This is a genomic window from Prevotellamassilia timonensis (assembly GCF_021531665.1).
Classification (GTDB): domain Bacteria; phylum Bacteroidota; class Bacteroidia; order Bacteroidales; family Bacteroidaceae; genus Alloprevotella.
Map to the genome: position 1 here is coordinate 15,502 of NZ_JADYUH010000023.1, position 19,730 is coordinate 35,231.

The following is a 19,730-nucleotide window of genomic DNA, read 5'->3' on the forward strand; positions in this document are numbered from 1 at the left end:
ACAGCAATCAAAGCAAAACCCGCCGACAAAATCGGCGGGTTTTGCTTTATAACAGCGTAAACTGCGACACGCACAGCGGCGTTAAACGGCGTTGCACTGCGACGAAGTCACTTCGTTCGTCGCAGAGTTTCCTTACCGCTTTCAGCTTTAGTGGTTGTTTAAAACTGCTGCAACTTGCTTTTCGACTGCAGCTCTGATGAATGCATTAACAGAAATTCCGGACTGTTTCGCAAGCATGGCAACCTGTCCGTGTGTCTCCGGAGAGATGCGCACATTCAATGAACCGGAATAACTCTTTCGGGGCTCAATACCTTCCGCCTTACAATGGATGAGATAGTCCTCAACAGCTTCATGAAAATCATCTCGAAGTTCTGCGACGGTTTCCCCTTCGTAGGTAATCATTGTGTCATTAGGCAAAGCCAACACTTTGCCGAACAAACAATTGTCTTTCTCACTAACCTCTATGCTACCAATGTAGCCTTTGTAACTCATCGTGTTCATAGCAACTTATTATTACTCAGAAATTCCAATACTTGTTTCATCACATACGCCTTGATTATGCTGTGGGGATGCGGTTTGTGTGCGGTATATGCACTTTCACCTTTCTTGAAAATTACTCGCGACCCACTTGTCTGCCCCTTGTTGCTGACCTCATAGCCAAAGATGGCAAAGAGTCTCACAAGCTCATTCCAAGTGAAATCGTTGGGTTGTGACTTGAAACGTTCTATCAGTTTTTCTTTTGTGCCCACTTTATCTTTGTTTTAACGCCACAAAGATAACTATTATTTAGTTACACAGCTTCTGCTGTCCAGTAAGTAATGTGTAAAAAATAAGTTGCATCAGTTGGCCGGTTTGAAGAGGTAGTTCCATTGTCCAAGTTCCGGAGCGAAGATGACTTGTCTGGCAAGTCTCTTCTGGTACGATTCTTCAATCGGTCGCTTGATGTCATAGGTTTTAGAGTTAATGTGAACATACACCTTCAACCCCTTTTTCGTAGTAGTCATCGCAGCCCTGTCAGCAACATTCTGAAGGGACATCAGAGGAGCGCCGCTCCAGCTGCGGGTGATTTGCGAAAAGAGTCTGTGCTCGATGGGATTGAACTTGGAGGAAGTTGGGCTTAATCTCGCTTTTTACTATCCTCATACCGACACGTTTTATGGAATTCACACAGAATCTTTACCCATCAAAGTGAAAATACTACCACGTCATCGGGAATGGTCAGATTTTGTAGGATGGCAGTGTGACAACGACACTCATGACGAAGGTGAAATCATTGCCGTTTTCGAATCCGCCTCCGAAATATGGGACAACCTGCATATTGACAATAAAAACCTTGAGGAGGTCCTTCGAGAGTCCTACATAACGGCTTTAAATTGACTTTACATCTAATCATTCCGAGTTCTTCCGGAACTAACAACGCACTTATAGCAAAACCCGCCGACAAATCGACGGGTTTTGCTTTATAACAGCGTTGCACTGCGACACGCACAGCGGCGTTTAACTGCGTGCACTGCGCTGAGGTCAGTTCATTCGCCGCAGGCGTTCCTTACGCTTTCGTTTTCTCTTCGACCCACTTGCGGGCATTGACGAACGCTTCCATCCAGGGAGTGACGTCGTCGGTGCGGCGGGCGGTGGGATAGAACGGGTTCTGCCAAGGATAGAAGGCACGCTCGAGGTGAGGCATCATGGCAAGGTGACGACCGTCGGCACTGCAAATTCCGGCAGTGGCGAAGTCCGAACCGTTGGGGTTGCCGGGATAGTCTTCGTAGGAATATTTCAGCACGACATGATAGTTGTCCTCAGTGCGCGGGAAGGAGAACTTGCCTTCGCCGTGAGCCACCCAGATGCCGAGTTGGTCACCGGAGAGACTGCCAAACATGACGCTGCGGTTGGTGGTGACGGTGACGCCAAGATAGGCACTCTCAAATTTGTGGGAGTCGTTGTGAAGCATGTGCGTGCGGCGCTTTCCTTCGGGTTGAATCAAACCGAGTTCCACCATCAACTGACAGCCGTTGCAGACGCCAAGTGAGAGCGTGTCGGGGCGAGCGTAAAACTTGTCGAGGGCTTCCTTCGCTTTGGGATTGTGGAGGAAGGCACCTGCCCAGCCCTTGGCAGAGCCGAGCACGTCGGAGTTGGAGAAACCGCCGCAGAAGACAATCATGTTCACCTCTTCCAGCGTCTCGCGTCCGCTGATGAGGTCGGTCATCGTGACATCCTTCACGTCGAAGCCGGCAAGATAGAGTGCGTATGCCATCTCGCGCTCACCGTTCGTTCCCTTCTCACGAATGATGGCTGCCTTCACACCGGAAGGAGTGCGGCGGTCGGGGTCTATGCCGAGAGAAGCAAAGGTGCCGCGGAACTCGGGATGGAAATGGAACTCGAGCGGCTGGCGACCATAGTTTTCATAGCGCTGACGAGCGCAGCCGTGGAAACTCTGGCGGGTGTCGAGGAGATAGGAGGTCTTGTACCACACGTCGCGGAGATAATCCACTCCGAACTGATAGTCTGCGCCGTGGAAGTGAACCATGACATGGCGTTCGTCGCAGGGTTTCGCAATCTTCACGCATGCCACTCCGGCAGCGTCCAACACTTCAAGGAAGCGTTTCTTGTGGGCGTCAGCCACCTGCACCACCACGCCGGGATTCTCGGCGAAGAGGATACGCACGAGGTCTGTGTCGCGGAACTTGGCGAGATCTACGTCCAAACCGCCTTCCACACGGGCGAAGCACATTTCCAGGAGACAGGTGATGAGACCACCGGCGGAGATGTCGTGGCCTGCCAAGAGAAGACCTTCTTGAACAAGTTGCTGCACGGCGTTGAAGGCATCGCGGAAATAATCGGCAGAAGCCACGCGTGCCACGTCATCTCCCACTTTTCCTTGAGACTGAGCAAAGGCGGAACCGCCAAGTGCCAAAGGAGAGGAGGAGAAGTCAATGTGATAGAGGCTGCTCTTCGCCACGTCCTGCAAGACGGGATTCACCACTTTGCGGATGTCGTTCACCTCGCCGCCGGCGCTGACGATGACGGTGCCCGGAGAGATAATCTTCTCGCCGTTGGGATATTGCTGAGAGAGGGAGAGCGAGTCTTTTCCGGTCGGAACGTTAATCTTCAGTTCGCAGCAGAAACGACTGAGGGCTTCGACGGCGGCATAGAGGCGGGCGTCCTCACCCTTCTGGGAACGGCAGGGCCACATCCAGTTGGCGGAGAGGGAGACGGAGTCAAGACCGTCGCTCAAGGGGGCGAAGACAAGGTTGGTCAAGGCTTCGGAGACGGCGAGGCGGCTTCCTTCCGCGGGGTCAGCGAGACCTGCCTGCGGGGCGTGACCGATGGAGGTGGCGATGCCGGCGCGACCACGATAGTCCAAAGCGACGCAGCCATAGTCCGCCAAGGGAAGTTGGAGTTCGCCCTGCGTCTGCTGGTTGGCAACACGTCCGGTGACGGAACGGTCCACCTTGTTCGTGAGCCAGTCTTTGCAAGCAACAGCTTCAAGACGGAGCACGTTCTCCACATATTCTTGAAGTTTGGCGGCATCCGTCTGCGGAGCAGCATAGTGACGCTCCACGGTGGTGTCGGTCATGACGGTCTTGGGGGAGTGGCCGAACATCTGCGCCACTTCAAGGTCGAAGGGACGTTCGCCGTCAGCCTGCTCGAAGCAGAAGCGGGCGTCGCCGGTGGTTTCGCCGACGACATAGAGCGGAGCGCGCTCACGCTCGGCGATGCGGCGCACGTGGTCGATGTGTTCTTCACGAATGAGAAGTCCCATGCGTTCCTGGCTTTCGTTGGCGATGATTTCCTTGGCGGAAAGCGTCGGGTCGCCGACGGGCAAAGCACTCATGTCAATCTTGCCGCCGCACTCTTCCACGAGTTCGCTGAGGCAGTTCACGTGGCCTGCGGAGCCGTGGTCGTGGATGCTCACCACGGGGTTCACGTCTTCTTCGCAAAGCGCACGAACGAGGTTGGCGGCGCGTTTCTGCATTTCGGGGTTGGCGCGCTGCACGGCGTTGAGTTCGATGGCGCCGGCATAGCGTCCCGTATCTACGGAAGAAACGGAACCGCCACCGAGTCCGATGCGATAGTTGTCACCGCCGACGACAACGACCTTATTGCCTTTCTTGGGTTCGCCCTTGAGGCAGTCGCGACGAGTGCCGTAGCCGACACCGCCCGCCAGCATGATGACCTTGTCGTAGCCATACTTCTCTCCGTTCTCCTGATGCTCAAAGGTGAGGAGCGAGCCGGCGATGAGGGGCTGTCCGAACTTGTTGCCGAAGTCGGAAGCACCGTTGGAGGCTTTGACGAGAATCTGCTCGGGCGACTGATAGAGCCACTCTCTCACGGGCAGGACGTTCTCCCAGCCACGTCCTTCTTCAAGGCGAGGATAGGAAGTCATATAGACTGCCGTTCCCGCGATGGGGAGGCTTCCCGTTCCACCACCCATGCGGTCACGGATTTCGCCGCCGGTGCCGGTGCTGGCGCCGTTGAAGGGTTCGACGGTGGTGGGGAAGTTGTGGGTTTCGGCTTTGAGAGAAATCACGCTCTCCACATCTTTCACTCGGAACCAGTCGGGCACGCTGTGCTCGGCAGGGGAGAACATCTCGACGGTGGGACCTTGTGAGAAGGCTACGTTGTCTTTATAGGCTGAAAGAATCTTGTGGGGATTCTCCTGTGTGGTTTTCTTGATGAGTGCAAAGAGGGAGGAGGGTTTCTCTTCGCCGTCAATGATGAACGTGCCACCGAAAATCTTGTGGCGGCAGTGCTCGGAGTTGATTTGTGCGAAGCCAAAGACCTCGGAGTCGGTCAGTGTGCGACCAAGTTGTCCTTCGACACGGTGCAGATAGTCAATCTCTTCGGGCGAAAGGGCGAGTCCTTCCTGTTCGTTGAAGGTTTCGAGGTCGGTGATATGGCAGATGGGAGCGGGCTGAATGTCCACGTCGAAAATCTGCTGGTCGAGTCCGTGATAGATGCGCTGCAACATGGGGTCATGCTCTGCGTCGCCGTCAGCAACGGGGAAATACTCTTCGATGCGGGTGACGCCGCTGATGTTCATGTTCTGAGTGATTTCCACGGCGTTGGTGCTCCAGGGCGTAATCATTTCTCGACGGGGACCGACGAACCAACCTTCCAACGAGGTTTCGGGAAGGAGCGGTGCTTCGCCGTAGAGCCAGACAAGCTTCTGCACGTCCTCGTCGGCAAGCGGTTGTTTCACTTGAGTGGCAATGACACTCTGCTGCGGGGTTTTGAAAAACAAGATGGTCATGGGTGTATGGGGGATTCAAGAGCGGCGAAGCCGCGTTTCAGGTTTCAGGTTTCGGGTCTTGGGGCACGCCGAAGGCACGCATTGAAACGGGAGAAGCGGCACAGAACTGCGCCGCTTCCGGTTAGACATATAATTTTAAAAATAGCCTTCTCTCTTCTTCTGTTCCATGGAGGCTTCCTGGTCAAAGTCGATGACACGCGTGGTGCGTTCGCTCTTGGTCGTGGTCATCATCTCTTCGACGATTTTCTCGATGGTGTCCGCCTCGCTCTCAACAGCCCCCGTCAAGGGCCAGCAGCCCAAGGTGCGGAAGCGAATCATGCGCTGTTCAATGCGGTCGCGATAGCATTCGGGCAGACGGTCGTCGTCGGGCATGATGAGCTGACCGTCTATCTCCACCACGGGGCGCATCTTAGCGAAATAAAGCGGAACGATGGGAATATGCTCCAGACGGATGTATTGCCAAATGTCCAGTTCCGTCCAGTTGGAAAGCGGGAAGACACGGATGCTCTCGCCTTTGCGCACTCGGGCATTGTAGATGTCCCACAATTCCGGACGCTGGTTCTTCGGATCCCACTGGTGATGGCAGTCGCGGAAGGAAAAGATGCGTTCCTTGGCACGGCTCTTCTCTTCATCGCGTCGTGCGCCGCCGAAGGCAGCATCGAAGCCGTATTTGTCCAACGCCGAGAGCAGAGCCTGGGTTTTCATGAGGTCGGTGTGTACCTTGGAGCCGTGGGTGAAGGGTCCGACGCCGCGGGCAAACGCTTCTTCGTTGCTCTCGACAATGAGATTCCAGCCATGCTCGGCTGCATACCAGTCACGGAACTCCAGCATCTCCTTGAACTTCCACTTGGAGTCTATGTGCATGAGGGGGAAGGGCGGCTTGCCCGGCGCGAAGGCTTTCTCGGCAAGGCGTACCATGACGCTGGAGTCCTTTCCGATGCTGTAGAGCATGACGGGATTCTCGAACTCGGCAGCCACTTCGCGTATGATGTGAATGGATTCCGCCTCGAGTTCTTTGAGGTGGGTGAGTGAATAAGTCTCTTCCATAATATAAGGAATAAGTAGCGGCTATAAATAAGGAATAAGTAGCGGCTTTGACTGCGAAAGGGGCAAAGTCCGTGGTTTCGCGCTACAAAAGTAGTCAGAAAAGTCGAAGAAACCAAGGTCAAAAGGCGTGCATGCGCTTCTTCTTCACTCTCTTTGCACACTTTGCTTTTTTCGTTCCCGCGAAAACACTACCTTTGCACGTGCCCTCAGCCCATCTTGCAAAGGGCTCTTTCTCATTCTTCAACTGTCATTCAGCGCACTTCTCTCATGAAAGGTCTGCTCATCCTCACACCCGTAAAAGACTCTTTGAAAACCGCACGCGACACTTTCCGCGCCGTGGAGGCGGGACTTCCGAACGTGCCCTGCACCTACACCGTCTATGACGACTTCTCCTCGCCCGAAAACGCCAAACTGTTGGAAGAGGAAGCGTCGCGAGGAGGCTTTGAACTGGTGCATCTGGCAGATTTGACGGACCACCCGTCGCCGAACTACCTGCTCGTGCTGCAAACCGCGCAACGCCTCGCACTGGAGAAGGACTGGGGAGTGTGCATCGTCGAGAGTGACGTGACCGTGACGAAAGAAACGCTGCAAGGACTCTTTGATGTGGCAAAAGCCAATGAAGACGCCGGCATCGTGGCATCGGTGACGACCGACGAGACAGGACAGGTGAACTATCCCTACCTCTATGCCAAGAACTGGGAAAAGGCTGTCACGGAGTCAAAGAAGCACTGCAGTTTCTGCTGCTCCCTGCTGACGCCGCGCCTTTTGAAAGCCTTCCCCTTCACCTCGCTGGACGCCACAAAGAACTGGTATGACGTCACCATCTCCCACGCCTCACTTGACCTCGGACTGAAGAACCTGCTCTGCCTGACGCTGCCCGTGCTGCACCGACCGCACGCCAGCCGCCCCTGGAAGCAGTTGAAATACAAGAACCCCTTGAAATACTACTGGTTGAAGTTCACCAAAGGACTCGACAAGATTTAAGAAATCCAACTCAACCCATTTTTAGAACGCCCCTAAATTAACCATTGAATTATGGACAACAAGAATAAAGGACTCAATCCCGAAACGCCCACGAAGATTGCCGTGATTGGTTTGGGCTACGTGGGTCTGCCCCTCGCCCGTCTTTTTTCCACAAAATTCCCGACCGTGGGTTTTGACATGAACCCTCACCGCGTCGCTGCGCTGAACGGCGGTCACGACGCCACGCTTGAAGTGGAGGACCATCTGCTGCGCGAAGCCATGGAGCAGCACGGATTCCGCTGCACGTGTGACTTGGAGGAGATTCGGGATTGCAACTTCTATGTGGTGGCAGTGCCCACTCCCGTGGATGCCGACAACCACCCGGACCTGCAGCCTCTGATTTCTGCCAGCCGCACGGTGGGACAGGTGATTGGGAAAGGAGACATCGTGGTCTATGAATCCACAGTCTATCCCGGCGTGACGGAAGAAGAATGCGTGCCCGTGGTGGAGCAGGTCTCCGGTTTGAAATGCAACCAAGACTTCTTTGCCGGCTATTCTCCCGAGCGCATCAACCCCGGTGACAAACTTCACACGGTGGAGAAAATCAAAAAAGTAACTTCGGGAAGCACGCCCGAAACGGCAGAGAAAGTGGATGCCGTCTATCGTGCCGTGATTCAAGCAGGCACTCACCTCGCCTCTTCCATCCGCGTTGCCGAAGCATCAAAAATCATTGAGAACTCACAGCGCGACGTGAACATCGCGTTCATGAATGAACTGGCAAAAATCTTCAACGCCATGGGCATCGACACGCAGGAAGTCATTGACGCCGCTGCCACAAAATGGAACTTCATCCGAATGAAACCGGGACTTGTCGGCGGACACTGCATCTCCGTTGATCCCTACTACCTCATTCAGAAAGCGCAAGTCTATGGTGTGCTTCCGAGAATCATGTTCTCTGCCCGAAGGCTGAACGACGGCATGGGAAACTACGTGGCAAACCAAGTCATCAAACACATGAACCTGAAAGGCGTGATGGTGAAGGACGCACGCATCCTCCTGCTCGGAATCACCTTCAAGGAGAACTGCCCGGACATCCGCAACACGAAAGTGGTGGACATTTTCAGCACGCTGAGAGAATTCACGCCGCACATCACCGTCTGCGATCCGTGGGCGAATGCAGAGAGCGTGAAGAAAGCCTACGGCATTGATCTCGTGAAGGAAGTCCCTGAGGAGAAATATGATGCCGTCGTGCTCTGCGTGGCTCACGACGCTTTCTCTGCGCTTGACCTGAAGGCACTGGTGAAGGAGCCCGGGGTGATTTATGACGTGAAGAGCATTCTTCCGCGCGAAATGGTGGACGGCAGACTTTGACCCTCTCTGCAAAACACGAAGAACCTCATGCAAAACAGTTCCTCTCAAGAAAGTCCGTCGGTGAAGCGCCAACTGGTTTCCGGTTCACTCTTCCTCGCCGTGGCAAAATACAGCGGCATGGCGGTGAATCTGGGAGTGATTGCCGTGTTGGCACGCTTGCTCTCTCCTGAACTCTTTGCACTGGCAGCCATCACGTCGGTGTTCTCCAATTTCTTCTTGATGTTCTGCGACTTCGGCGTGGCGGCAGCCATCATTCAGCACCGCTCTCTGACGCCGCGTCAAATCAGTCACGTTTTCTCCTTCTGCGGGTGGGGCGGCATTTTGCTCGCCCTGCTTTTCTTTTTCTGCGGGAGTCCCGTGGCATCGTTCTATGGAGAGCCTGCGCTCTGCGGCTTGGTGCAGCTGGTGGCACTTCAGGTGCTCTTTGCCTCGCTGAACATTGTGCCCAATGCCCTGCTCCTCCGAGCCAAAAAGTTTCGGTTCATGGCGTTCCGAACAGCGGGCGTGAACCTCGTGGCAGGCACCTCCGCCGTGGCAGCGGCTTTCTTGGGCGCGGGAGTCTATGCGCTGATTGTCACGCCGCTCGTTTCTTCCGCACTGCTTTTCGTGGTGAACTATGTCAAGGTCTCTCCGCTCCCGTTCTTCTTCCGTCCGGCATATTCAGAGGTGAAGATGCTCGTCGGATATTCTTCCTACAACCTTTGGTACAATGTGCTGAACTATTTCTCGCGCAATTTGGACAAGTTGGTGGTCGGGAAATTCATGCCGATGAGCGAGTTGGGATTCTATGAAAAGGCATACACACTGATGCTCATGCCCGTGCAGCAGGTGACGGCGGTGGTGAATCCGGTGATTCATCCCGTGCTGAGTGCCTATCAGAACGACCGTGCTTTTCTCTTCCGCCAGTTTCGCAGTGCCGTGCGGCTGTTTGCGCAGATTGGCTTTCCACTTTCGGTGCTGCTTTCGTTTTTCAGTCCGGAAATCATCGGCATCGTTTTGGGTAGCAACTGGGACGCAGCCGTTCCTGTGTTCCGCATCTTCGCCTTGTCCGTGGGTTTCCAGTTGGTCTATGCGCTTCAAGGTCCGTTCTTCCTGGTGACGGGGAAACCGAAGTGGATGTTCCTCTGCGGTTTCGTTCCGGTTGTGCTGAACCTTTCGGCACTGGCGGCAGGCTTGGCAGTGTGGCACTCAACCGTTTCCGTTGCCATTCTGATTGATGTAGCCTATGTGCTCTCGCTTTGGGCCACCTTCCACGTGCTGGTGACGCGTTGCTTCGGCGAACGACCGCAACAGATTTGGACAGCCATTCTTCCGCCGCTCCTGAAGAGCGCGCTTTGGCTGGTGGCGGCTGAACTGATTTGTCACTACTGGATGGAAGCCACCCCACTCATCGCCGCCAAGATTGGGCTTTCGCTGCCGCTTCTCCACGACATCTGGAAAGAGTGGAAACGCCGGAAAGCGGGATTTGTTCAAACGACAAAGAAGGCGTGAACGCCTTATTATATATACAGCCGCACTCCTTATTATATATAGCCACACACCTCATCTCAAGTGCTCTTCCCGATGACCATGCCGCAAACTTTCCTGCTTTCGCTTTTCTTTTTTCTTCTCAGTCTTCCGTTGCAGGCGCAGCGTGAAGGTTTCTCGGTGTCGCCCGTGCCCGATGCGGTGTTTCAGCGGATGAAGGGGAAGAGCTACAAGAGCGGATGCACCGTCCCACGCTCGGAATTGCGCTACGTGCGGGTGCTTCACCACACGCTTGAAGGCAAGGTGAAGCACGGGGAGATTGTCTGCCACCGCCGCATTGCCAACGACTTGCTCGAAATTTTCCAGGAACTTTTCCGCGCTCGCTATCCGATTGCACAGATTCGCCTCATCGATGACTTTGATGCCGACGACACGCGTTCCATGGAGGCAAACAACACTTCCTGCTTCAACTTTCGCCGCGTGAAGGGAAGCCGCAGCCTCTCCAAACACGCACTCGGACTTGCCATTGACATCAACCCGCTCTTCAATCCTCACGTCTCGCAGGGCGGCGCACGCGTCAATCCCGCCGCGGGAAGAGCCTATGCCGACCGGCGGAAAAACTTCCCCCACAAACTCTCTGCCTCAGACCTCTGCGTGAAACTCTTCAAAGCCCACGGCTTCCGGTGGGGCGGTGACTGGCGACACAGCAAGGACTATCAACACTTTGAGAAATAAGTCGTTTTACATCTTTACCTTAGGTTCTTGACATCACTGCGCCCACTCTTTCTCATGAAAAAAACACTGCTCAAACGCACCCTTCTCGTCTCCGCCCTGACAGTCATGCTGCTGGGAGCGGGACTGACCGCTGCCTCATGGTATCTGTTGGACTATGCGCTCCGCCCCGGCAATCGCGGGTTTGACACGGAGCGCGCCTGGCACGAAATGGACAGCGTCTATCCCGGACTTCGCGCCTGGCACGATTCACTCTCCCGCGCCGGAGCCTGGCACGACACCACACTCACCGCCCTCGACGGTACCTCGCTCCATGCCTTCTACTCCCCTGCCCCGCAACCCACGCGCCGCACGGTACTGCTCGTTCACGGCTACACCGACTGCGGCGTCCGGATGACCCACCTGGCGAGAATGTATCGCGAAGAATTCTCCATGAACATTCTTGTGCCCGACCTTCGCCACGCCGGCACTTCCGGCGGCGACCACATCGGCATGGGTTGGGAAGACGTGGACGACTTGCTGCTTTGGAGTTACATGCTCCCCGACATCTTCGGCGACTCCGTCAGCGTCGTGGTTCACGGTGTCTCCATGGGCGCAGCGGCGACGATGATGCTCTCCGCCTCACCCGACCAGCCGAGTTACATTCAGATGTATGTGGAGGACTGCGGCTTCACCGGCGTCTATGAGCAGTTCCGCAAAGAGTTGCGCGAGCAGTTCTCTCTGCCCGCCTTCCCCCTTCTTCCCTGCGCCTCGGAACTTTGTCGTTTGCGCTTCGGCTGGAAGTTTGAGGACGCCTCTCCCTTGAAACTCATTCGCAAGAGTCGCGGCCCGATGCTCTTCATTCACGGCACCGCCGACACCTACGTTCCCTTCTCCATGGGCGAGGAACTTTTTGAGGCGCACCCCGGTCCCAAGGCGCGATGGTGGGTGGACGACGCCACTCACGCTCGGAGTTATCAGAAAGACCCGAAGGGCTATGCCCGCATCGTGGGGAACTTTCTCCGCAACGAGCGTCTCTGAATCGGAGACTCGTCAAAAACGGAGGCTCAAACGTCAAAGCCTCGGCACATGCACAAAAAAGGCTGCGTCACCGTCTTTTCGGTCGCAGCCTTTTTCGCTTTGGTGAAAACCTTGGGAACGCTCCATTCGACGGCTCAAAGGAGTCGCTAAAGGAACAATCACACCAAACCTGCCAAAACTCATGGGAGACGAAACAGAAACCGCAGCGGCGTCCGCATTCATGCTCGAAGCAGAAAACGGAGGACACAACGCATGGTGACAACCATTGAACAACCATTGAACAAGCATTGAACAAGCATTGAACAACCATTGAACAAGCATTGAACAAACCCTGTTCAAGCCCATCAGACGAAGTCTGCGGAGCCTGTCAGACAACGCACGAGTATGAAAAAAAAGTCAGAGAGGAAAATCGAAAGAAGACACTATCTTGACGAAATGTTGCCGTTGTTAAAAAAGGGAACCTGTTCTTCTATTGTGCGTGGGCGCTGGTTCATTGTAATAAAAAAAGCGACCCGCCAGCAGTTCTACGGGATGCTAACGGGTTCTGTTATCATTGAATCGGCACAAACCGATGATCATCATATTTACGATGCAAAGCTAATGTTTTTTCTCTAATAACAAATAATTGCAGAAATATTTTACAAGAAACACACGGCTCTTTCATTTAAGATTGCGTTGCATTCTCAATGAGAGGTGTATTTTTATAGTGGGAACTATGGGCGTATAGTTGGTCTGTTTTGTTGATTTTCAGCAAAAATAAGTGTCCCAAAAAAGGTCTTGGTATCCTGCCGATGCCTGCACTGTTTCCAGCCGACGTGTGACAGGCCCGCCAAGACCTTTCTTGTATGCAAAAGTACACACAAAGCAACAACCACCAAACAAAACCAAGAAAAAAGAAGAAAACAAAAAAAGAATCAGAACACCCAAATCGAAAGCGCGGAACAGACACAAACGAAAGCGCGAAACAAACAAAAGCGCGGAAAGAAAGTACTGTCCAGACACAAAAAAGAGGGGTGTGCCCCCTCAAAAAATATACGCGTCGTTTTGTGAAATGAAACCCATCGTTTTGAAAAACCACCCCGTCGTTTTGGGGATTATATATCCAAGGTGAAGAAATAATACAAATAAAAAAAGCCAGGCAAATAACCTGACTGGAGCGAAAGCGGGTCTCTTAAGGTTAACCCATCGATCGCACCGCAAAAGTACGCACAAGATCAAAACCACCAAACAAAATCAAGAAAAAAGTAGAGTTCAACCACAAAAAAAGTGGAGAAACAAGCGAAAAGGCTACAAGAACGAGCGAAAAACAGAAGCGAAACGAACAAAAGCGCCGACTCAGAACCCAGAGCGAAGCCAGAGTGAACTTAGGACTCAGAGCCCGGAGCGAACCCAGACCCCGGAGCGAAAAAAAGAGGGGTGTGAAACCCCTCAAAAAATATACGCGTCGTTTTGTGAAATGAAACCCATCGTTTTGAAAAACCACCCCGTCGTTTTGGGGATTATAAAAAATATCATGCTACTGAATATAAATGAAGTTATGGCAAATTCAACGTATGTTGGTGTAGCAGAGAGCCATAAAGGAGTTAAAAGAGTTGTTTAGTCTCATATCTTCGAGACAACTGTACGTGACATAAAAGCCTATATAATTGTCAGAGAATACGATTGGGGAGATTTCGTGCTGCACAGCATTTCCGATGCGCAGGACTTTATTAAACACGTAAAAAAAGAAATAGCGAAAGGAGCAACACTTCCGAGTATGCAACCCGGCGCTGAACTCCAAACGCTATTTCTTGCCGCAAAAGTACGTACAAAATCAAAACCACCAAACAAAACCAAGAAGAAAAGAAGAAATCAAACCAAAAAGAATCAGACAGCCACAAAACGGAACCGCGGAACACCAAAAACAAAACAGCAGAAAGCCACAAAAAAGAGGGGTGTGCCCCCTCAAAAAATATACGCATCGTTTTGTGTAATGGAACCCAACGTTTTGAAAAACCACCCCCCGTCGTTTTGGGGATTATATAAACAACAAACTCCATAAAAATACAACAGCCGGCATCTCTGTCGGCTGAGGTTCTGCACCTTCGCGGGCTGCTTTCAGTGGTTATAACTCCCACGCCGCAAAAGTACGCACAAAATCAAAACCACCAAACAAAACCAAGAAGAAAAGAAGAAATCAAACAAAAAAGAATCAGACAGCCACAAAACGGAACCGGGAACACCAAAAACAAAACAGCTGAAAGTCACAAAAAAAGAGGGGTGTGGAACCCCTCAAAAAATATACGCGTCGTTTTGTGAAATGAAACCCATCGTTTTGAAGAACCAAACCCCGTCGTTTTGGGGAATTTTACGTGACCGCCGCAGACTTCAAGAGGCGTTCACCGGACAGCTTTCATTTCTTCCAGCAGTTTCTTCATCTGGAATTCCCAACTCAGGTGAGCCACCGAGCGGCGAATGGTTTCGGGGTCGCGCTCCGCTTTTTCAAAACGGCGCAACAGGTCAGCGACATCCACCGGCGATTCGTCGGCTGTGGCTTTGAGCACATAGGGGCGGTTGTCGAAGTCGTTGTTTTGCTCAGAATAGACCATGGGGATGCCGCGCATGGCATATTCCACATTCTTCAGAGACTTCACCTCGACGATGTGCTTTCTGTGGCAGGCGAGACAGCCCACACAGAGGTCGGTGTCGAGGAACACGCGGTTCAGTTCGTCACCATAGAGAAGCCCGTGGAACTTCACGCAGTCCGCGACACCCAACTCACGAGCCAACTGCTCGAGTTGGTCGCGAATTTCGCCTCCTCCGACCACGTCAAACCGCACTTCTCTTCCTTGCGGGTGAGCGGCACGATAGGCTGCGATGCCACGGATGAGGCGGTCATAGCCATGCCAGAAACTGAGGATTGCCACGCCGGTCATTCTGACGTAGTCGTGGCGAGGCACAACGGCTCGCAGGGGAATCTGTTCGGGGTCCACGGCGTTGGAGAGATTGACACAGGGAATGCCGAAGATTTCTCGGTCGTCGCTGAAGGTGACAATTTTGTCTACGAAGCGGTGGAAGCGTTTGCGACTCCATTTCTCCGTCTCAAAAGCGATGCGACGCATCAGAGGAAGGTCGCGGAACTCGCCGTCGTAGGGGAAGGTAGGAATTTCCATGAGGATGCGCACGCCGAGTTTTCTGACCTCTGCCATGAAGCGAATCATGAAAGGGGTGGCGTTCAGGTTGTAGCGAAAGTAGAGCCAATCGTAACCTCCCTCGCGGAGGGTGCGGAGCACGGGCTGATAGAAACTTCCCGTAGCGTTTTTCAAAACCACGTCCTTTCTGCCTCCGATGCGTCCGATGTCTTCGCCATCCAGTGCCCAATGGCGTCCGTCCGCCATGGCTTCAAAGTGACAGAGATGAACCTCTGCGCCTCCCTTGCCGAGCGCTTGCACCTGCGCTTGGATTTTCTTGGAGATGCCGGAGGTTTTTTCCAAATAGAGGAAGGTAAGAAAGAGAATTTTCATTTCATCTTGGTTTTGGGGTGTTCTATAAATTACGGGATAAGGAACGTTCAAAAGAAAGTGCTTACGTTTTCAACCTAATTTTTAGCCCCCCCCTTTTATGTTTCACTTTCTCCACGCCGCAATTTCTTCGTTGGTCAGCAGGATGTGAATCGCGCCGGCGGCATAGCAGTCTTTTTCGTAGCGTTGATAGGAGAAGAGGACGCCGCAGGAGGTCACGGCGGGTCGTGGGTAGAACTTACCGCCATATTCTTCCACGCCTCCGGCACGGTTCAGATAGTCTTCGGCGGAGGGTTGTTGGATTTCTGCGACGGGCAGCCAAACGTCTGTGTTGTTGGATGCGCCGGGACGCGCGGCAAGTTTCTCGCCGATGAGTTCAAAGACCTTTGGCAGACAGTCTTCACGGAACAGGTCGGTCAGACCGATGAGGGCTCCGTCACTGTCGCGCAACGAGAGGCAATATTGCCAACTCATGCCGTGCGCCCCGCCTGTGAAGGCTTCGTCCTCCACGGAATAGGTCGTCACGCCGCCGCAAGCATTGGATTTCCAAGCAGGCTGAATGGCGGTGCGATAGTAGTGGTTGAACGGCACGCCGGCAGTTTTTACGTCTTCCTGATAACTCTCCTTCGCATCCTTCCAACGCAACTCGGCGATTTTATCAAGCGATTTGACGTCCTTGCCGGGCTTCATCATTCCCGCGTTCATGACGCGGTTCACGAGAGCCACGTAGGAGTCCGACGGTTTGTCGTTGGAAAGATAGAAGAGCTGGAAGGCAAACTGCACGGAATAGTTTTGGTCCTGCGAGTTCTTGAGTTCGAAGTCGCCGTCCTTCAGCTGACTCTCTGTAAGCAGGGATTCGTCGAACGGACAAATACTTGAAATTCCGTCTTCGGTGTACTCTTCTACCACCTCGCCGGTGTCTGCTGACCACACGTCCTCTTCTTCATAAACGACGGTATCGGGTTCTTCCGCCCCGGCAATGCGACGGTCTGAAGCGGCATGGGAAGGAGCGAGGAAGGAGAAAGCGCAGAGCGGCAAAGCGGCACAGAGCGCAACGAGGGAAAGGATAGATTTTTTCATGACATATATTTAATAAGGTATAGGTTACTATATAATAAGGTATAGGCTGCTATATATATAATAAGGTATAGGCTGCTATATATATAATAAGGTATAGGCTACTATATAATAAGGTATAGGCTACGAATGAAACTTGGTTTTACTTCTGAAACGGGCGATGCATGCTTGGCGCACGTTTTGCTGCCGTTTTCGCAGCGAATATACGCAGTTTTCGCCGTTTCGTCAGCTTTCCCGTTGCGGAACGCCCTCCACCCCACCATTTTATAAGGATTATTCACATTCTCAAGGCGCGGGAGGCTCTTTCCCCCTGAGACAGGCAGTGTTTCAAAAGCCACACCGAGCCGTTCTCAGACGCTGACACCGTAGTCATGCTTCAGTTCGTCCATGACAAACGAGCTCTCCAGCGAGCCGAGGTGTTCGATGGTGCCGAGGACGTTGAGCACGAACTGTTGATAGTATTTCATGTCCGGCGCCTGGATTTTGAGCAGGTAGTCATACTGTCCGGAGATGTTGTAGCACTCCGTCACCTCGGGAATGGCAGCAACGGTTTGGGCGAAGTTGTCGGCAATTTCCTTGCCCAGCCGCGCCATCTTCACGGAACAGAAGACGGTGAAACCTTTCCCAAGCTTTTCGGAGTTCAGGACGGTGACGTAGCGGTCGATGATTCCTTCGCGTTCGAGTTTCCTCACACGCTCGAAAACGGGCGTCGTGCTGAGGTTCACCTTTGCGGCGAGTTCCTTGTGGGTCAGTCGTGCGTTCTTCTGCAACTCTCGAAGAATCTTCAAATCAATGGCATCCATGTTTTGCGTTTTTGAGGGGTTGTTCTATTGGATTATGGAATAAGGAGCGTTCAAAAGAAAGGCTTGCGTCATTTTTGGGGGAGATTCACGCCCAAGCCTCGCGGTTTTCATGCTTTCCCCACCCCGCCCGCGACACACGGTTCAGACGTCCCAAAACATCTGCCGAAGAATTTTCTGCCAAAACGGGAAAAAGAAGCATGAAACAGAAGGAGTTTTCTGTTTAACGTGACAAAATTAGGTTTATCTTCTAAGTTTTCAAAATCTTTTGGAAGAAATATGCAGTCTCCCTACCTTTGCACCAGAAAAATTAAAAACAAAACAACACTCAAACACCATGACACAGAAAAAACTTCACTTCGAGACGCTCCAACTCCACGTAGGGCAAGAACAGCCGGACCCCGCCACCGATGCACGCGCCGTGCCCATCTACCAGACCACTTCCTACGTCTTCCGTAACTCCGCTCACGCCGCCGACCGTTTCGGCTTGCGCGACCCGGGCAACATCTACGGCCGTCTGACCAACTCCACGCAGGGAGTCTTTGAAAGTCGCGTTGCCGCACTCGAAGGAGGCGTTGCAGGACTCGCCGTGGCAAGTGGTGCAGCTGCCGTCACCTATGCGCTTCAGAACATTCTCGCAGCCGGCGACCACATCGTCTGCGCAGACAATCTCTACGGAGGCTCCTATAATCTCATCACCCACACGCTCGCCACACAGGGCATCAGCCACACCATCGTTTCGCTCCGTGACCTCGACGCATTGGACGCTGCCATCCGTCCCGAAACCAAACTGGTCTTCGCCGAAACTTTCGGTAATCCGAACTCTGACGTGACAGACCTCGACGCCGTTGCCGAAGTGGCACACCGCCACCACATTCCTCTCATCGTGGACAACACGTTCGCCACTCCCTGGCTTCTGCGCCCCATCGAACACGGAGCGGACATCGTGGTTCACTCTGCCACAAAATTCATCGGCGGACACGGCAGCAGCCTTGGCGGCGTCATCGTCGATGGCGGCACCTTTGACTGGAAAGCCAACGCCGACAAATTCCCATCTCTGGCAAAACCCGACCCCTCCTACCACGGTGCCATCTTCGCCGACGTAGCCGGTCCCGCCGCCTTTGTCACCCGCATCCGTGCCGTCCTGCTTCGCGACACCGGAGCCACGCTGTCTCCGTTCAACGCCTTCATCCTTTTGCAAGGACTTGAGACGCTCTCCCTCCGTGTGGAACGCCACGTGCAAAACGCCCTCCGCGTCGTGGACTTCCTGGCGAAGCATCCGAAGGTGGCTCGCGTCAACCACCCCTCTCTGCCGACACACCCCGACCACGCGCTCTACGAAAAACTCTTCCCGAACGGAGCCGCTTCCATCTTTACCTTTGAAATCAAAGGAGACCAGGACGCTGCATGGCGCTTCATCGACCACTTGGAAATCTTCTCCCTGCTGGCAAACGTCGCAGACGTCAAGAGCCTCGTCATTCATCCCTACACCACCACACACTCTCAACTCTCACCCGAGGAACTCGCCGAACAACACATCACTCCCTCCACCGTGCGCCTCAGCATCGGCACGGAGCACATCGACGACCTCCTCGCTGCCTTGGAACAGGCACTCGCTGCTGTGTAAAAACAAGAAAAGAGTGGTGATAAGTGACTTCATACGGGAAACTACTGAAAAGCCATAGTTTGATTTTGGTTAAGGGTTGTTCTATAAAAAATTAAGTTGGGTTGAGTCTCAATTTCTTAGAGGTGAACTTCTGTCAGTGGAGGAAGGAGCACGGAAACCTATGCGACCGACGAAACTGACAAAAGGACACTCTAAGAAACCGACCAAAACGTTAGCACTTTCTTTTGAACGCTCCTTATCCCGTAATTTTTAGAACACCCATGAACATTTTCTTCACTCCGACCATCTCCCGACCTACGCATCTGCGCCGGAAGCGGAGAACTGAGACCGAAAAGACAGCAGCCATGATTCGTCCGGGTGTGCTAACGCTTTTTTTGGGGTTTGTTATAACTATACTATACATGAATAAAAGGGAAAAACAAAAAACTCTGCAAACCCTACACAAAACCCTACATTTCGCCCCAACCCATTCTGATATTTAGTGCGTTACGCTGTGTATAGTTTGTGCTTCAAACTATGCACAAACCCTACACAAACCCTACATGCAAACCTTACACAACGGCGTCCCAAGCACTGCGCAAAACTACACAAAACCCTCATATATAACCTCATGTCGAAGTTTGAAAAGCCCTTCCCTTTAGGGAGGGGTTGGGGTAGGCTTAGAAAAGCCCTTCCCTACAGGGAGGGGTTGGGGTAGGCTTCCGCCCCAAAAATCCAACAATTTTGAGTCATTTTTCAGCGATTCGACATTAACATTTTTAACTTACCGGAACACTTTTCGCCTCCTAATTTTGCCTATTCGGCGCATAATTTTTCTTTGCCTTCCCCTAATTTAAACTAGAGGAAGGCAAATTAAAATTAGAGGAAGGCAA

At 53.0% G+C, this 19,730-nt stretch carries 16 protein-coding genes and 1 pseudogene; 9 read left to right on the forward strand and 8 right to left on the reverse strand.

Annotation, left to right across the window (positions count from 1 at the left end; genetic code table 11):
• Nucleotides 1-147 precede the first annotated feature (147 nt).
• The 5 genes and pseudogenes from I6E40_RS05540 to cysD all read right to left on the reverse strand — a co-directional run bounded on the left by I6E40_RS05540 (nucleotide 148) and on the right by cysD (nucleotide 6,301).
• Nucleotides 148-402 carry a type II toxin-antitoxin system HicB family antitoxin gene (locus I6E40_RS05540; protein WP_317207401.1) on the reverse strand — a complete coding sequence of 85 codons (255 nt, stop codon included), beginning with the start codon at nucleotides 400-402 and terminating at the stop codon, nucleotides 148-150.
• 95 nt (nucleotides 403-497) lie between these two features.
• Nucleotides 498-749: a type II toxin-antitoxin system HicA family toxin gene (locus tag I6E40_RS05545; protein WP_235385916.1), complete on the reverse strand. Its 252-nt coding sequence runs from the start codon at nucleotides 747-749 to the stop codon at nucleotides 498-500.
• A gap of 90 nt (nucleotides 750-839) precedes the next feature.
• Nucleotides 840-1,103, reverse strand: a pseudogene (locus I6E40_RS11075) (ISAzo13-like element transposase-related protein); the annotation flags it as partial.
• 443 nt (nucleotides 1,104-1,546) lie between these two features.
• The gene (gene purL / locus I6E40_RS05550) at nucleotides 1,547-5,254 is read right to left on the reverse strand and encodes a phosphoribosylformylglycinamidine synthase (RefSeq protein ID WP_235385917.1); all 3,708 of its coding nucleotides are present in this window, start codon (nucleotides 5,252-5,254) and stop codon (nucleotides 1,547-1,549) included.
• 135 nt (nucleotides 5,255-5,389) lie between these two features.
• Nucleotides 5,390-6,301 (reverse strand): sulfate adenylyltransferase subunit CysD, encoded by a 912-nt coding sequence (cysD, locus tag I6E40_RS05555; protein ID WP_235385919.1) that lies wholly within the window; start codon nucleotides 6,299-6,301, stop codon nucleotides 5,390-5,392.
• Between the two features lie 267 nt (nucleotides 6,302-6,568).
• On the opposite strand from cysD, the gene I6E40_RS05560 reads away from it, so the two are divergent.
• The 8 genes from I6E40_RS05560 (at nucleotide 6,569) to I6E40_RS05595 (ending at nucleotide 13,895) form a co-directional block, all read left to right on the forward strand.
• Nucleotides 6,569-7,285: a glycosyltransferase family 2 protein gene (locus I6E40_RS05560; protein WP_235385921.1), complete on the forward strand. Its 717-nt coding sequence runs from the start codon at nucleotides 6,569-6,571 to the stop codon at nucleotides 7,283-7,285.
• Between the two features lie 51 nt (nucleotides 7,286-7,336).
• Nucleotides 7,337-8,635, forward strand: a complete 1,299-nt coding sequence (locus I6E40_RS05565; protein ID WP_235385926.1) for a nucleotide sugar dehydrogenase — start codon at nucleotides 7,337-7,339, stop codon at nucleotides 8,633-8,635.
• A gap of 27 nt (nucleotides 8,636-8,662) precedes the next feature.
• The gene (locus tag I6E40_RS05570; RefSeq protein ID WP_235385928.1) at nucleotides 8,663-10,126 is read left to right on the forward strand and encodes a lipopolysaccharide biosynthesis protein; all 1,464 of its coding nucleotides are present in this window, start codon (nucleotides 8,663-8,665) and stop codon (nucleotides 10,124-10,126) included.
• 78 nt (nucleotides 10,127-10,204) lie between these two features.
• Nucleotides 10,205-10,837 carry a M15 family metallopeptidase gene (locus I6E40_RS05575; RefSeq protein WP_235385930.1) on the forward strand — a complete coding sequence of 211 codons (633 nt, stop codon included), beginning with the start codon at nucleotides 10,205-10,207 and terminating at the stop codon, nucleotides 10,835-10,837.
• 54 nt (nucleotides 10,838-10,891) lie between these two features.
• On the forward strand, nucleotides 10,892-11,854 hold the full coding sequence (locus I6E40_RS05580; protein WP_235385931.1) for an alpha/beta hydrolase: 963 nt from the start codon (nucleotides 10,892-10,894) through the stop codon (nucleotides 11,852-11,854).
• Nucleotides 11,855-12,238: 384 nt separating this feature from the next.
• Complete coding sequence (locus I6E40_RS05585; RefSeq protein ID WP_235385933.1) at nucleotides 12,239-12,469, forward strand: hypothetical protein; 231 nt, start codon at nucleotides 12,239-12,241, stop codon at nucleotides 12,467-12,469.
• Between the two features lie 230 nt (nucleotides 12,470-12,699).
• Complete coding sequence (locus tag I6E40_RS05590) at nucleotides 12,700-12,909, forward strand: hypothetical protein (protein ID WP_235385934.1); 210 nt, start codon at nucleotides 12,700-12,702, stop codon at nucleotides 12,907-12,909.
• A gap of 620 nt (nucleotides 12,910-13,529) precedes the next feature.
• Nucleotides 13,530-13,895 (forward strand): hypothetical protein, encoded by a 366-nt coding sequence (locus I6E40_RS05595; protein WP_235385936.1) that lies wholly within the window; start codon nucleotides 13,530-13,532, stop codon nucleotides 13,893-13,895.
• Nucleotides 13,896-14,232: 337 nt separating this feature from the next.
• Here I6E40_RS05595 and I6E40_RS05600 read toward each other — a convergent pair whose 3' ends face one another.
• The 3 genes from I6E40_RS05600 to I6E40_RS05610 all read right to left on the reverse strand — a co-directional run bounded on the left by I6E40_RS05600 (nucleotide 14,233) and on the right by I6E40_RS05610 (nucleotide 17,234).
• Entirely contained in the window at nucleotides 14,233-15,357 is a 1,125-nt protein-coding gene (locus tag I6E40_RS05600; RefSeq protein ID WP_235385937.1) for a glycosyltransferase, read from the reverse strand.
• A gap of 102 nt (nucleotides 15,358-15,459) precedes the next feature.
• Nucleotides 15,460-16,434: an RsiV family protein gene (locus I6E40_RS05605; protein ID WP_235385938.1), complete on the reverse strand. Its 975-nt coding sequence runs from the start codon at nucleotides 16,432-16,434 to the stop codon at nucleotides 15,460-15,462.
• A 347-nt stretch (nucleotides 16,435-16,781) separates the two neighbouring features.
• Nucleotides 16,782-17,234, reverse strand: coding sequence for an Lrp/AsnC family transcriptional regulator (locus tag I6E40_RS05610; protein WP_235385939.1), 453 nt, complete (start codon nucleotides 17,232-17,234; stop codon nucleotides 16,782-16,784).
• Between the two features lie 334 nt (nucleotides 17,235-17,568).
• Here I6E40_RS05610 and I6E40_RS05615 point away from each other — a divergent pair, with 334 nt between their 5' ends.
• Nucleotides 17,569-18,858: an O-acetylhomoserine aminocarboxypropyltransferase/cysteine synthase family protein gene (locus I6E40_RS05615; protein WP_235385941.1), complete on the forward strand. Its 1,290-nt coding sequence runs from the start codon at nucleotides 17,569-17,571 to the stop codon at nucleotides 18,856-18,858.
• The last annotated feature ends 872 nt before the right edge of the window (nucleotides 18,859-19,730 follow it).